This window comes from Nocardioides halotolerans DSM 19273, assembly GCF_000422805.1.
Taxonomy (GTDB): Bacteria; Actinomycetota; Actinomycetes; order Propionibacteriales; family Nocardioidaceae; genus Nocardioides; species Nocardioides halotolerans.
In genome coordinates this window covers 131,562-145,317 of sequence record NZ_AUGT01000009.1, presented here as the reverse complement: position 1 = coordinate 145,317, position 13,756 = coordinate 131,562, and the positions used below count along the sequence as shown (strand labels likewise).

The following is a 13,756-nucleotide window of genomic DNA, read 5'->3' as shown; positions in this document are numbered from 1 at the left end:
GTCAGTCGGCGCGGCGGCGCTCCAGCAGCACCGTGTCGCGCCACACGCCGTCGAGCCGGGCGATCCGCGGGCGGACGGCGAGGGTGCGGTAGCCGGCCGAGTGGTGCAGGGCGATCGAGGCGCGGTTCTCCGGGAAGATCGAGGTCTGCAGGGTCCAGAGTCCGCCCGCGTCGGCCTCGTTGACCTGACGGTGGAGCAGCGCCTTGCCGACCCCGCGCCCCCGAGCCGGCTCGGTGACGTAGACGCTCGTCTCGCCCACCCCGGCGTAGCAGGCGCGACTCGAGACCGGGTTGACCGCCGTCCAGCCGACCACGCGGGCACTGCCCTCGACCTGCGCCTCGGCCACCCAGCGGTGCCCCGGCAGCCACTTCGCCGCGAGCTCCGACAGCGACGGCACCTCGGTCTCGAAGGTGGCGTTGCGGGTGGCGATGCCCTCGGCGTAGATGTCGCGCACCACAGGCAGGTCGGCGTCGGTCATGGCGCGGGTGGTCACCCCGGCCGGCAGGTCCTCCGGGCAGCACGGGGCGGCGGCGAGCGTGCCCATCACGACGTCGGCGGCGTGCGGCAGGCCCGTGCAGCACGCCGGGTTGACCGAGACCACCGAGGACGTGCCGACCCGGTCGACGGCGACGAACCCGACCTCGGCCAGGCGGCGCACGTGGTGGGAGCAGGTCGACTGGCTGATGCCGAGCTCGGCGGCGAGGTCACCCACCCGCATCGAGCCGGAGCGGGACGACGACACCGCGTGCAGCAGCCGGACCCGCGTGGGGTCGGCGAGGGTCGCGAACCACTCGGCGTACGTCGCCGCCGAGTCGGCGTCGAGCCCGGGGCGCGGAGCGACCGACGAGGCGGGCTCGCAGCAGTCGTCGGCCGCGACAAGAGGGAGGTCGGCCTGCGTCGTGGTCATGCGGTCACCTTAGATCGATCGATATCGATGTTGTATTCATCGATGTTGATCGATAGTGTCCTCCATCGACGCCCATCGATCAAGAGGAGCCCATGCCATGACCGCAGCACGCCAGCCCAGCCCGACCGAGCCCCTGGTCGTCGTCGGTGCCGGTCCGATCGGCCTCGCAGCCGCCGCCCACGCCCACGCGCGCGGGCTGCCCACGGTGGTCCTCGAGGCCGGCGGCGAGGCCGGCGCCTCGGTGCGCGAGTGGGGCCACGTCCGGCTGTTCTCCGCGTGGCGCGAGCTCGTCGACCCCGTCGCGGAGCGGCTCCTCGCCGACACGGGCTGGGTGGCCCCCGACCCCGACACCTACCCGGACGGCGACGAGTGGGTCGACCGCTACCTCGCTCCCCTGGCCGCGGCGCTCGACGCGACCGACCTCGTCGAGGTGCGCCTCGACAGCCGCGTGGTCGGCGTGGCCAAGCAGGGCCGCGACCGGCTCGTCGACTCCGGGCGCGAGGAGGCGGTGTTCACCGTGCACGTCGAGAGCGGCGGCGTCCGGCGCCGGCTCCTGGCCGCTGCCGTCGTCGACGCCTCGGGCACCTGGACCGGCCCCAACCCGCTCGGCACCGACGGCCTGCCCGCGCTCGGCGAGGCCGAGCACGCCGACCGGATCTTCTACGGCATCCCCGACCTCTCCGACCCGCGCGTGCGCGAGCGGTACGCCGGCAAGCACGTGGCCGTCGCCGGGCGCGGCGCCTCCGCCCAGAACACCCTGGTGGGGCTGGCCGGTCTCGCGGACGCAGGCACCACGGTCTCGTGGCTGCTGCGCAGGGCCGGCACCGCCGACGCGTTCGGCGGGGGCGACAACGACCAGCTCGAGGCGCGCGGCGCGCTCGGCAAGCGCGCGGAGCGGGCGGTGGCGGGCGAGCACGTCCGGGTCGTCACGTCGTTCCGCACCGCCGAGGTGGTCGGGGGCGACGACGGCCGCCTGACGCTGGTCGATGCCGACGGCCGCTCCGTCACGGGCGTCGACGAGGTGGTCGTCGTCACCGGCTTCCGCCCGGACCTGACCTGGCTCTCCGAGGTGCGGCTCGACCTCGACCCCGTGCTGTCGTCGCCGACGACGCTCGCTCCCCTCATCGACCCCAACGTGCACTCCTGCGGCACGGTCTACCCCCACGGGGTGGCCGAGCTCGCCCAGCCCGAGCAGGGCCTCTACCTTGCCGGGATGAAGTCCTACGGCCGCGCGCCGTCGTTCCTGGCCCTGACCGGGTTCGAGCAGACCCGCAGCATCGTGGCCGCGATCGCCGGTGACCACGAGGCGGCCGCCCGCGTCGAGCTCGTCCTCCCCGAGTCGGGGGTCTGCGGCGGGTCCGGGCAGTTCGACGGCGTGCCGACCGAGGCGAGCGGGGGGTGCTGCGGGCCGGTCGAGCCGCAGCTGGTCACCATCGGCGCACCGACCCAGGCGACGGGCGGCGGCTGCGGGCCTTCCTGCGGATGACCTCACGCCCGCGCGGGCCGGCGCCGGTGGTCCCGCTGGGCGCCGCCGACCTGCGCCGGGTGGTGACGGTGCTGTGCGTCACCGAGATCCTCTCGTGGGGCGTGCTGTTCTACGCCTTCACCGTCCTGGCCGCCGCGATCGGTGATCGTGAGGGCTGGCCACTCACCCACGTGGTGGCCGCCTTCACGGCCGCGCAGGTCGTCGCGGCGGGCTGCGGCCTGTGGGTCGGCCGGCACCTCGACCGCCACGGGCCGCGACTGGTCATGACCGGCGGGTCCGTGATCGCGGTCGTGTCGGTCGCGCTCGTCGCTCTCGCGCCGTCGCTGCCCGTCTTCGCGGCGGCGTGGGTGCTGGCCGGGGTCGCGATGTCCGCGACGCTCTACGCGCCGGCGTTCGCGACCCTCAACCACTGGGCGGGAGCACAGCGGGTGCGGGCGCTCACCACGGTGACGCTGGTCGCCGGTCTCGCGTCGACGGTCTTCGCGCCACTGACCGCCCTGCTGCTCGCGCACGGGACCTGGCGCAGCACCTACCTCGTGCTCGCCCTCCCGCTCGCCGTCACCATCCCCCTGCACTGGTTCGGCCTCGCCCCCCGGTGGACGACCCGCGACGTGGCGGCGGCCGAGACCGGCGGCGACCAGGTCGACCTCGAGCCGCGCGACGAGCCCGGCCCGCTGGAGTTCTGGCTCCTCGCGGCGGCCTTCACGCTCGGCGGGTTCTGCATCTACGCCGTGGTGGTGACCACCGTTCCCCTGCTCACCGAGGGCGGCCTGAGCGTGAGCCAGGCCGCGATCGCCCTCGGCGTCGGCGGCGCGGGGCAGGTGGCCGGCCGGCTCGTCTACGGCCCGGTCGTCGTGCGGCTGCCCGTCCGCCCGCGCACCATCGCCGTGCTCGCGGCCGGCGGCCTCACGACACTCGCCCTGGCTGCCTCGGCGGGGTCGCTGCTGGTTGCGTGTCTCGGGTCGTTCGCCGCCGGCAGCGCCCGCGGGATCTTCACCCTCGTCCAGGCCACCGCCGTCGCCGACCGGTGGGGCACCCACGCCGTCGGTGCCCGCACCGCCGTGCTGTCCGGCGGCGTGATGGCGGCCTCGGCGTTCGCGCCGTGGCTCGGCACCCTGCTCGCGCGGCTGGTCGGCGGGTTCGACGCGGCGTTCGTGGTGCTGGCTGCCTGCTCCGCGGTGGCGGCGGCGCTGGTGCGCGCGACGCCGGCAGGAGTACGCCGGCCGGAGACCGCCGAGCCTCAGCGCACGAGGTAGGCGGACGGGCCCTGGGGCTCGCGGGCGCCGGACTGGAGCCACGCGGCCATCACCTCGGGCTCGCGGCGCTCGAGCTCGTCGAGCAGCACCCCGCGGGCGGCGGCGACGCTCGCGCGCGCGCCCGGGGTGGGAGCCGCGCGCAGCCCGGCGAGGCTCTTGCGCCACAGGGAGCAGAGCTGGGGCGTGGTCAGCGCAGTGAGGGCGGGCACCACGTCGGGCACCGACAGGTCGGGCACCGCCAGGTCGGGCGTGCGACGACGCAGTCGTCGCAGGCGCAGGCGCCTGAACATGCCGACCACCATCACCTGCCCGAGATCCCGAGACGACGTGCCGCAAGCCGCGACGCCCTCAGCCTACGGAGTCCCGCCTGGTACCCGTCAATCGAGATGCCACACCCCGGACGCACCGAGGGACCCTCGGACAGACCTCGGGCAGAACAGGTGACGATTCGGCCAACCATCCGGGCGAGCCATAGACGAGAACACGTTCTAGTTGGCAGAGTGTCGGCGATCACACGGGCCGCCGCGGCCGCTCGGGTGCTCCGAGGGAAGCAGCATCCGCTTTGGGGAGAGGGATCCGATGACTGACGTGCGCAAGCACACCCGCTGGCTCGCCGCCGCGAGCGCCGTGACCCTGCTGCTGGGCCTGGCGGCCTGCGGCGGCGGGGACGACGACAAGAAGGAGAGCTCCGGGCGGCCCTCCCAGGACCCGGACGTGGAGTTCACCGGCGACCCGGTCACCGTGATGACCATCTCGACGTACGACACCGACACCCTCAACGCCAAGGCGGTCCTCGACATCGCGCAGGGCGCCGTCGTGCAGATCAACAACGACGGCGGCCTCGGCGGCCACGAGCTCAAGCTCATCACCTGCAACGACAGCGCCGACCCCAACAAGGCGGCCGACTGCGCGCGGCAGGCCGTCGACGAGGGCGTGGCGGCGCTGGTCGGGGGCTTCACCGCGAACGGCGACGCGATCACGCCGATCCTCGAGGACGCCGGGATCCCGTGGTTCGCGCCCCCCGGCATCTCGGCCGGCGAGCTCTCCAGCGAGATCAGCTTCCCGATCACGTCCGGCGTGCTCGGCCTCGCCGGGCTCGGTCAGATGGCCGCCGAGGACGGCTGCGGCTCGGTGGCGTCGGTCAACTACGACCTCCCCTCGGCAGGCCAGATCAGCCAGCTCGTCGACCTCGCGCTGACCAACCAGGGCCACGACCCGTCCACGCTCATCAAGGTCCCGCCGACCACCACCGACTTCAGCACCATCGCGCAGGAGACGAGCGACTACGACTGCGCCGTGGTCGGCACGCCGCCCCAGCCGTTCCTCGGGATCGCCGCCGCCGGCGCCCAGCTCGGCAGCGAGACGAAGTACTACCTCGTCCCCGGTGGCCTCACCGACACCGTCGCCGCGAACGGCGGCGAGGCGGTCGAGGGCACCAAGACGCTCTCCAACTTCCCCGACAACGACGACCCGATCTGGGACGACGCGAAGGAGTACGTCGGCGACCTCGCCGACGAGGACAACGGCGGCTGGTCGGCGCTCTACTTCCAGAACACGTGGGTCGGCTTCCGCACCTTCCTCTCGCTGATCAAGAACAACGAGGACTTCAGCGCGGCCGGCGTCAAGGCGACCCTCGACGCGACGACCCAGGTCGACACCGATGGCTTCGCGCCGCCGTTCAGCTTCGCGGAGGACTTCCCCGCGCCCGGCCTGAACAGGGTGTTCAACTACTCCGAGCTGACCTTCGAGATCAAGGACGGCGAGCTCGTCCAGGAGGGCACCGAGACCAAGGACATGCGCCTGGCGCTCGTCCCCGCCTCCTGAGCATGACCACCACTGCCACTCCCGGGCCGGCCGCCGCGCCGGCCCGGGTCGGGGAGACGGTCGTCGAGGCCCGGGGCCTGACCGCGGGGTACGCCGGCACGCCGGCCATCCACGGGATCGACCTCGAGGTCAGAGCGGGCGAGGTGGTGGCGCTGCTGGGTGCCAACGGCGCCGGCAAGACCACCACCCTCCTCGCGCTGGCCGGTGAGGTGGCGCCCCTCGCCGGGACCATCACCTTCCACGGCGACTCCCGGCGCCGACGACTGCACCAGCGCGCGCGGCAGGGCCTCGGGTTCCTCACCGAGGAGCGGTGCGTGTTCATGCAGCTCACCGGCTGGCAGAATCTCAAGCTCGGCCGCGGCCGCCCCGAGCACGCGCTCGAGCTGTTCCCCGAGCTCGAGGAGCACCTCGGCAAGCCGGTCGGCTTGATGTCCGGCGGCCAGCAGCAGATGCTCGCCCTCGGGCGGGTGCTGGCCTCGGAGCCGCGCGTGCTGCTCGCCGACGAGCTCTCGCTCGGGCTCGCCCCGATGGTCGTGGAGCGGCTGCTCACCGCCGTGCGCGCCGCCGCCGACAAGGGCGTGGCCGTGATCCTCGTCGAGCAGCACGTCCGCCAGGCGCTCGGGATCGCCGACCGCGTCCACGTGCTGCGCCGGGGGCGGATCGTCATGTCCGGCGCCGCCGACGACCTTCGATCGCCCGACGGGCACGGCGCCGAGACCATCGCCGCCCACTACCTCACAGGTGACGCCGACCCCTCATGAGCACCCCACGATGACCGACCTCCTCCGCTTCTCGCTGCTCGGCCTCGGGACCGGCGGCATCTACGCCCTCCTCGGCCTCGGGCTCGTCGTGATCTACCGCGGGTCCGGCGTCATCAACTTCGCGCACTCCGGCTTCGCACTGGTCGGCGCGTACCTCGTCTACCGGCTGCACGTCGAGGGCGGCCAGGCGCTCCTCGTCGCGCTCGCCCTCGCCGTGCTCGCCTGCGCGGCGCTCGGCGTGGCCGTGCACTTCCTCGTGATGCGGCCACTGGGCTCGGCCAGCCCGCTGGCACGGGTGATCGCCACGCTGGGCGTGCTCACCGTGCTGAGCCAGGCGATCGTGCTGAAGTTCGGTGCCAACGCGGTGATCTCGAAGTCGCCCGTGCCCACCGACGCGGTCGACCTGCCCGGCGACATCGTCGTGGGTCGCTACGGCTTTTACCTCGTGGCGATCGCCGCCGCGGTGGCCCTGCTGCTGGCGGTCGTCAGCACCCGCACCCGGTTCGGCTACGCGATCTCCGCCGGCGCGGAGAACGCCCGCGCGGCCTCCGCGCTCGGCTGGTCACCCGACGCCCTCGCCAGCGTGACGTGGGGTGTCGGCGGCGGCCTGGCCGCGCTGGCGGGCGCGATGATGCCGGCGACCACGGCGGGGTTCATCTCGCCCGTGACGTTCAGCATCCTGATCATCGGGGCGCTCGCGACGGCGCTCCTCGGCGGCTTCAAGTCCTACCCGCTCGCGCTCCTGGGCGGGATCTTCCTGGGCGTCGCGCAGTCGCTGGCGACCCACTGGAGCAACGACCTGCTCGAGGCCACGCACCGGCCCGGCATCCCCGACGCGGTGCCGTTCCTGGTCATCATCGTCGTGCTCGTCATCCGGGGCCGCGGGCTCCCGCTGCGCGGCACCATCACCGACCGGCTCCCCCGCGTCGGCACCGGCCGGGTCCGCCCCGCGGTGGTCGTCGTGGTCGCCGGAGCGGCGCTGCTGTGGGTGGCCTTCGGCGCCTCGAAGGAGTGGTACGCGCCGACGGTCATCAGCGCGACGTTCGCGATCGTGGGCCTGTCGGTCGTCGTGCTGAGCGGCTACACCGGCCAGCTCTCCCTGGCGCAGTACGCCCTGGCCGGCATCGGGGCGTTCGCGGCCGCCAAGCTCGTCGCGGCGCACGGGTGGCGGTTCGAGCCGGCGCTGCTCGCCGGGGTCGTGGTGGCGATGGTGATCGGTTTCCTCTTCGGGCTCCCGGCCCTGCGCACCCGCGGCGTCAACCTGGCCGTCGTGACCTTCGGGCTCGGCTTCGCGGTGCACCAGCTGGTGTTCAGCAACAGCGCCTACACCGAGAACGCCCGCGTGCAGCCCACGGACCTGACCCTGCTCGGCTGGCCGATCGACCCCGTCGGGCACCCGCGCAACTACGCCGTGCTGTGCGTGGCGTTCCTGGTGCTCGCCTCGCTCGCCGTCGCCAACCTGCGCCGCGGCCGCACCGGGCGGCGGCTGCTCGCCGTACGCACCAACGAGCGCGCGGCGGCCGCGATCGGCGTCAACGTCTTCGAGGCCAAGCTCTACGGCTTCACCCTCTCCGCGGGCATCGCCGGCCTGGGCGGCGTCCTCCTCGGCTTCGGGTACGGCGCAATCCTCTTCCAGTCGGTCTTCCAGCCCGGGGCCTCGATCAGCGTGCTGGTGCTGACCGTGATCGGCAGCGCGGGCTACCTCGCTGGCCCGGTCGTGGGCTCGCTGCTCGCCTCGGGCGGGCTCGTCACGCTGACGTCGTCCAACGGCCCGGTGAACGCCGCGGTCGAGGACAGCTCGACCTGGCAGCAGTACCTCCCCCTCATGACCGGTGTCCTCCTCCTGGTCGTGCTGATCCTCAACCAGAACGGCATCGTCGAGCGCGTCGACGCCCTCACCCGCGGGCTCCGCTCACGGATCCCCGGCCTGCGACCCGGCGACCCCGAGCCGCTGCCCGCGGCGGTCCGCACCACGGTGCCGGCGCGCACGCTCGTGGTCTCCGGGCTCACCCAGCGCTTCGGCGGCTTCACCGCGCTCGAGGACGTCGAGCTGCACGTCGGGCCCGGCGAGGTGGTCGGGCTGCTCGGCCCGAACGGCGCCGGCAAGACGACCCTCATCGACTGCGTGTCCGGCAACAACCGGCTCACCGCGGGCTCGATCACGTGGGACGGCGACGACATCACCCGCTGGGCGCCGTACCGCCGCTCGCGGGCCGGGCTCTCGCGCTCGTTCCAGTCGCTGGAGCTCTTCGACGACCTGACGGTGCGGGAGAACCTTTTGGCCGCGGCCGACCCCCGCGACCGGCTGGCCTACGCCACCGACCTGGTCCTCCCGGGCCACCCGCCGCTGCCGGCGCCGGTGGTCGCTGCCGTCGACGAGCTGGCGCTCGCACCGCTGCTCGACCGCCGCGCCGAGGACCTGTCCTACGGGCAGCGGCGCCTGGTCGCGATCGCCCGGGCCGTGGCCTGCAGCCCGTCGGTGCTGCTGCTCGACGAGCCGGCCGCGGGCCTCGACGAGACCGAGAGCGCCGAGCTCGGGCGGCTCGTGCGGCGCCTGGCCGACGAGTGGGGCATGGGGGTGCTGCTCATCGAGCACGACGTCGCGCTCGTGCTCGAGACCGCCGATCGGGTCGTCGTCCTCGACTTCGGCCACAAGATCGCCGAGGGCTCGCCGGCCGAGGTCCGCGAGGACCCGGCCGTGCGCAAGGCCTACCTCGGCGAGGACACCGGGGCGACGGCCACCTAGGCCGTCACCGCCGCTGGGTCGAGCTCCTTGGCCGGCTTGGAGCGCGGCAGGAACCACGCCGGCACCAGGCACGCGGCCACCAGGATCGTGCCGACCACGAAGCAGAACGCGAACGACTCGGTCATGTCGCTGATGACGCCGGTCGGCGTCGTGGCGTCGGAGTCGTTGAAGCCGTTGGTGAGCAGCACCGAGAACAGCGCGGTGCCGATCGAGGCGGCCACCTGCTGGGTGATGTTCATGAGCGTCGAGGCGCGCGCGATCTCGTGGTCCTGCAGCGTCTGCAGCGCCGCGGTCATGATCGGCATCATCGTGCAGCCCATGCCGAGGCCCATCACGAACAGCGCCGCGATGAGGTAGAGGTAGGACGGCGAGCCGGCGGCGAACGAGTCGCCCGAGGCGGCGACGTCGGACGCACTGACACCGACCTGGGTGAACATGCCCATGCCGATCACGATCACCGCGATGCCGCCGAGCACGATCTTGCCGGGGCCGATCCGGTCGGTGAGGATGCCGGCGGCCGGCATCGTCAGCATCGCGCCGATGCCCTGCGGTGCGAGGAGGAGGCCGGCGCTGAGCGTGGTCTCGTTGCGGGTCAGCAGGAAGTACTGGGGGAAGAGCAGGCTGGCGCCGAAGAACGCGATCGCGAACAGCGCCATCGCGACCACCGCGACGGTCAGCCGCGGGTTGCGGAACAGGTGCAGGTCGATCAGCGGGTGCTCGAGCTTGCGGGCGTAGAAGCGCAGGACGAAGAGCACGATCAGCACCAGGCCGACGGCCGCCGAGACCAGGACGCGGGACGCCCAGATCGTGCCCTCGCCGGGGATCGACGAGACACCGAAGAGGAAGAGCGCGAGGCCCGGCGAGAGCAGCACCATGCCGAGGAAGTCGAAGCTCTCCGACGGCGCGACCTCGTCCTTCGGCAGCACCTTGGCGGCGTAGAGCAGGGCGCCGAGGCCGATCGGGACGTTGATGAGGAAGATCCAGTGCCAGCTGGCGACGTCGATCAGCCAGCCGCCGATGATCGGGCCGAAGATCGGGCCGAGCAGCATCGGGACGCCGAGCACGGCCATCACGCGTCCGACGCGGTCGGGGCCGGCGGCGCGGGTCATGATCGTCATGCCGACCGGCATCAGCATGCCGCCGCCGAGGCCCTGCAGGACGCGGAAGGCGGTGAGCATCTCGACGCTCGTGGCCGCCGCGCAGAGCGCCGAGCCTGCGGCGAAGAGGAGCACGGCCAGCATGTAGAGGCGCTTGGTGCCGAACCGGTCGGCCGCCCAGCCGCTGAGCGGGATCACGGTCGCCAGCGCGAGCGTGTAGCCCGTCATCGTCCAGGCCGCTGCCGCCGGCGAGGCGTCGAACTCCGACTGGAACGTCGGCTGCGCCACCGACACGACCGTGATGTCGAGGATCGACATGATCGCGCCGAGCACCACCACGCCGGCCACGAGGAGCACCCCGCGGTCGAGCCTGTCGCCGCTGCCGTCGTCGTCCGTCGTGGGGGCGGGCCCGATCTCCGTCGTCACCCGTCAACGGTACGTCGGGGCGCCGACCGCCCCACACCGACTTTCGGCGTCCGTGACCACGGTCACCTCGTGCCACCCGACGTCCGGCCCGGCATGATGGCGCGCATGACACCGGTCGAGAAGTCGTTCGCTGGCCTGGGCGGCACCAACATCGTCTACGACGTCTACGAGCCCGACGGCATCGCGCCGGTCGGACTGATCCTCGTCACCCACGGCGTCGCCGAGCACGCCGGCCGCTACGCCCACGTGGCGGAGGTCCTCGTCGGGCTCGGGCTGCGCGTGGTCATCCCCGACCACCGCGGGCACGGCCGGTCGGGCGGCAAGCGTCTCCTGGCCCGCGACCTGTCGGAGTTCTCGACCGACCTCGAGACGTTGCGGACCCGCGAGCTGGTCGACGGACGGCCGACGTACCTCCTCGGCCACAGCATGGGCGGCTGCATCGCGCTCGACTACGCACTCGACCACCAGGACTCGCTCGCGGCTCTGATGCTCTCGGCGCCGGCCGTGCTGCCGGGCGACGACATCAGCCCGCTGCTGATGAAGGTCGCCAAGGTGATCGGCAAGGTCGTGCCGGGCCTCCCCGGCCAGAAGCTGAGCTCCGCCTCGATCTCCCGCGACCCGGCGATCGTGGCGGCGTACGACGCGGACCCGCTCAACTACCGCGGCGCCCTCCCCGCCGGCATCGGCGGAGCGATGCTGCGCACGATGGACACCTTCCCGTCCCGGCTCCCGTCGCTGCGCCTCCCCCTGCTCGTGCTGAGCGGCACCGCCGACAAGATCGTCAACCCCGAGGGCGCCCGCCTCGTCGACCGCCTCGCCGGCTCGACCGACAAGACCCTCAAGGAGTACGACGGCCTCTACCACGAAGTCTTCAACGAGCCCGAGAAGGACCTCGTCCTCGGCGACCTCTCCGACTGGCTGAAGGCGCACCTGGCTGGCTGAGCTGCGACGTGCGGCGGGCGTCTGCTGCAGTCCCGCGGTGGTGCGGTACGACGCGCGTCCTACGGTGGCTGAGGTGCGAGGAGCCCTGGCGACGAGCCTCGAAGCCTCCGCAGAGAAGGCACCTGCTGCACCACACGCTGGTTGAGGAGGTCGCGCTAGCGACCGTCTCGAAACCCCTGAAGCGAAGGCACCTGCTTGCGTGGGGGCGGCATGGCTGCGGTCCGGCGGTGGTACGGCGTCCGCGACTGACGGTGGCTGAGGTGCCAGGAGCCCTGGCGACGAGCCTCGAAACCTCCGCAGCGAAGGCACCGCTGCCCCACCGCTGGTTGAGGAGGTCGCGCTAGCGACCGTCTCGAAACCTCTGAGCGAAGGCACCTGCTCGCTTTAGGTGCGGCAACCCGATTGCCGAGTGTCTGACCCTCGCCGGGGCTGTCAAGCCCGGGTGCCTTTGCTGCGGTCCGATGGGCGGGTTGACAGCCCCGGCGAGGGTCAAAGGCTTGGCTGGCTATCGGGTCGCCGCCGCAGGCATGGCTGCGGTCCGGCGGTGGTACGGCGACCGCCACTGACGGTGGCTGAGGTGCGAGGAGCGCTAGCGACGAGCCTCGAAGCCACCGCAGCGAAGGCACCCGCTGCCCCACCGCCGATCGAGCTCGTCGCGATCACCGCAGCGAAGGCACCCGCCGCGCCACCGCTGATCGAGCTCGTCGAGATCACCGCAGCGAAGGCACCCGCCGCGCCACCGCCGATCGAGCTCGTCGAGATCACCGCAACGAAGGCACCCGCCGCCCCACCGCTGATCGAGCTCGTCGAGATCACCGCAGCGAAGGCACCCGCCGCGCCACCGCCGATCGAGCTCGTCGAGATCACCGCAACGAAGGCACCCGCCGCCCCACCGCTGATCGAGCTTGTCGAGATCACCGCAGCCCGCCCTCCCAGCCGCCCCCGCACACCGACGAACGTCCACCTCACGTCCACAACCACAGCGCCGAAACCCCCTATCCACAACGGGATCCGGCCACCCAGCGAGTGTCGGTGGTCAGTGCTGGAATAGGTGCCATGACAGCGCTCGCCCACCACCCCCACCCGGTCACCCGGGCCGTGGCCGACGCACGCAAAGAACTCTCCGCCGTCGCGGACACTCCGGTGTGGTCGATGAACGCCGACGACACCGTCGCCACCATCGCCGAGGTCCAGTCCGCCAAGGCACAGCTCGCCGAGCTCGAAGCCCGACTGCTCACCCACGCCGGCCGTGTCGACCTCCCCGGCCAGACCGGCGCGACCTCGACCGCGACCTGGCACGCCGCCACCACCCGCACCACGAAGACTCAGGCCCATCGCACCATGCGATTGGCCGACGGCCTCGAGCAGCACGAGGCGACCCGGACCGCGCTCGCGCAGGGTCGGCTGCACGTGGAGCAGGCCGAGGCCATCCTCCGGGCGCTGGCCGACCTGCCCGACGACCTCGACGCGGCCATCAAAGCCGGGGCCGAGCAGCGGCTGCTGGAGTACGCACGCGAGTTCGACGCCAAGCACCTCAAGGTCCTCGGCCGCCGGATCCTCGAAGTCACCTCCCCCGAGACCGCCGACGCCCACGAAGCCGCACTGCTGGACAAAGAAGAGCGCCAGGCTGCGGCAGCGACCCGGCTGACCATCTGGGACGACGGGCACGGCACGACCCACGGCCGCTTCACCCTCGACACCCTCACCGGCGCCATGCTCAAGAAGCACCTGCTCGCCCTCGCCGCCCCCAGACACCAGGCCAGCAAGGGACCGGTCGGGGAGCGGAAGCCCACCCCGCAGCGCCTCGGGCAGGCCTTCGTCGAGCTCATCCAGCGCTACCCCAAGAAGCGCCTGCCCAAGGCCGGCGGCCTCAACGCCACGGTCGTCGTGATGATGACGCTCGACGCGCTGGAGGGCCGGCTGAAGGCCGCGCGGCTCGACACCGGCGAAAGGCTCTCCCCCGGTGCCGCACGCCGGCTCGCCTGCGAAGCCGGAGTCCTCCCCGCAGTCCTCGACGGCAACTCCCACGTCCTCGACCTCGGCCGCAAGCAGCGCTTCGCCTCAGAAGCGCAGAGGATCGCCAAGACCATCGAAGCCGCCGGCTGCGAGATCGACGGCTGCGACTGGCCACCCGGCATGACCCACACCCACCACCAAACCCGCTGGACCGACGGCGGCAAGACCAACCTCCGCGACCTCATCTCACTCTGCCCCCACCACCACGCCCGAGCCCACGACCACCGCTACCACCTCGACCAGCTCCCCACCGGCAAGTACACCTTCCACCGACGCACGTGAGCCGCGAGGGCCA

The 13,756-nt window shown here is 72.7% G+C and carries 11 protein-coding genes; 8 read left to right on the top strand and 3 right to left on the bottom strand.

Translation table 11 applies throughout. The features are described 5' to 3' along the window. Nucleotide 1 precedes the first annotated feature (1 nt). Nucleotides 2–907, bottom strand: coding sequence for a helix-turn-helix domain-containing GNAT family N-acetyltransferase (locus G514_RS24055; RefSeq protein WP_084151676.1), 906 nt, complete (start codon nucleotides 905–907; stop codon nucleotides 2–4). 97 nt (nucleotides 908–1,004) lie between these two features. On the opposite strand from G514_RS24055, the gene G514_RS0100680 reads away from it, so the two are divergent. After that, a complete protein-coding gene (locus G514_RS0100680; RefSeq protein ID WP_028650194.1) occupies nucleotides 1,005–2,393 on the top strand; it encodes an NAD(P)-binding domain-containing protein in 1,389 nt (462 codons plus the stop codon). Next, entirely contained in the window at nucleotides 2,390–3,649 is a 1,260-nt protein-coding gene (locus G514_RS24050) for an MFS transporter (protein ID WP_051246564.1), read from the top strand. The genes G514_RS0100680 and G514_RS24050 overlap by 4 nt, the downstream gene beginning before the upstream one ends. Here G514_RS24050 and G514_RS24045 read toward each other — a convergent pair. Continuing rightward, the gene (locus tag G514_RS24045) at nucleotides 3,634–3,939 is read right to left on the bottom strand and encodes a hypothetical protein (protein ID WP_157544526.1); all 306 of its coding nucleotides are present in this window, start codon (nucleotides 3,937–3,939) and stop codon (nucleotides 3,634–3,636) included. The two genes, G514_RS24050 and G514_RS24045, sit on opposite strands and share 16 nt — an antisense overlap. 289 nt (nucleotides 3,940–4,228) lie before the next feature. On the opposite strand from G514_RS24045, the gene G514_RS0100665 reads away from it, so the two are divergent. From G514_RS0100665 to G514_RS24035, 3 genes are read left to right on the top strand one after another with little or no spacing between them, the layout of a single operon-like run. After that, on the top strand, nucleotides 4,229–5,473 hold the full coding sequence (locus G514_RS0100665) for an ABC transporter substrate-binding protein (protein WP_028650192.1): 1,245 nt from the start codon (nucleotides 4,229–4,231) through the stop codon (nucleotides 5,471–5,473). Between the two features lie 2 nt (nucleotides 5,474–5,475). Then, nucleotides 5,476–6,234 (top strand): ABC transporter ATP-binding protein, encoded by a 759-nt coding sequence (locus tag G514_RS24040; protein WP_051246353.1) that lies wholly within the window; start codon nucleotides 5,476–5,478, stop codon nucleotides 6,232–6,234. 10 nt (nucleotides 6,235–6,244) lie between these two features. Continuing rightward, the gene (locus G514_RS24035; RefSeq protein WP_036563160.1) at nucleotides 6,245–8,980 is read left to right on the top strand and encodes a branched-chain amino acid ABC transporter permease/ATP-binding protein; all 2,736 of its coding nucleotides are present in this window, start codon (nucleotides 6,245–6,247) and stop codon (nucleotides 8,978–8,980) included. On the opposite strand, the gene G514_RS0100650 is transcribed toward G514_RS24035, so the two are convergent. After that, entirely contained in the window at nucleotides 8,977–10,503 is a 1,527-nt protein-coding gene (locus G514_RS0100650) for a DHA2 family efflux MFS transporter permease subunit (RefSeq protein ID WP_051246350.1), read from the bottom strand. The genes G514_RS24035 and G514_RS0100650 overlap by 4 nt on opposite strands. A 69-nt stretch (nucleotides 10,504–10,572) precedes the next feature. Here G514_RS0100650 and G514_RS0100645 point away from each other — a divergent pair, with 69 nt between their 5' ends. The 3 genes from G514_RS0100645 (at nucleotide 10,573) to G514_RS0100635 (ending at nucleotide 13,743) form a co-directional block, all read left to right on the top strand. After that, nucleotides 10,573–11,445 carry an alpha/beta hydrolase gene (locus tag G514_RS0100645; RefSeq protein WP_281167587.1) on the top strand — a complete coding sequence of 291 codons (873 nt, stop codon included), beginning with the start codon at nucleotides 10,573–10,575 and terminating at the stop codon, nucleotides 11,443–11,445. A 568-nt stretch (nucleotides 11,446–12,013) separates the two neighbouring features. Next, on the top strand, nucleotides 12,014–12,496 hold the full coding sequence (locus tag G514_RS0100640) for a hypothetical protein (RefSeq protein WP_157544525.1): 483 nt from the start codon (nucleotides 12,014–12,016) through the stop codon (nucleotides 12,494–12,496). A 5-nt stretch (nucleotides 12,497–12,501) separates the two neighbouring features. Beyond that, nucleotides 12,502–13,743 carry a DUF222 domain-containing protein gene (locus tag G514_RS0100635; protein WP_028650188.1) on the top strand — a complete coding sequence of 414 codons (1,242 nt, stop codon included), beginning with the start codon at nucleotides 12,502–12,504 and terminating at the stop codon, nucleotides 13,741–13,743. Nucleotides 13,744–13,756: the final 13 nt, after the last annotated feature.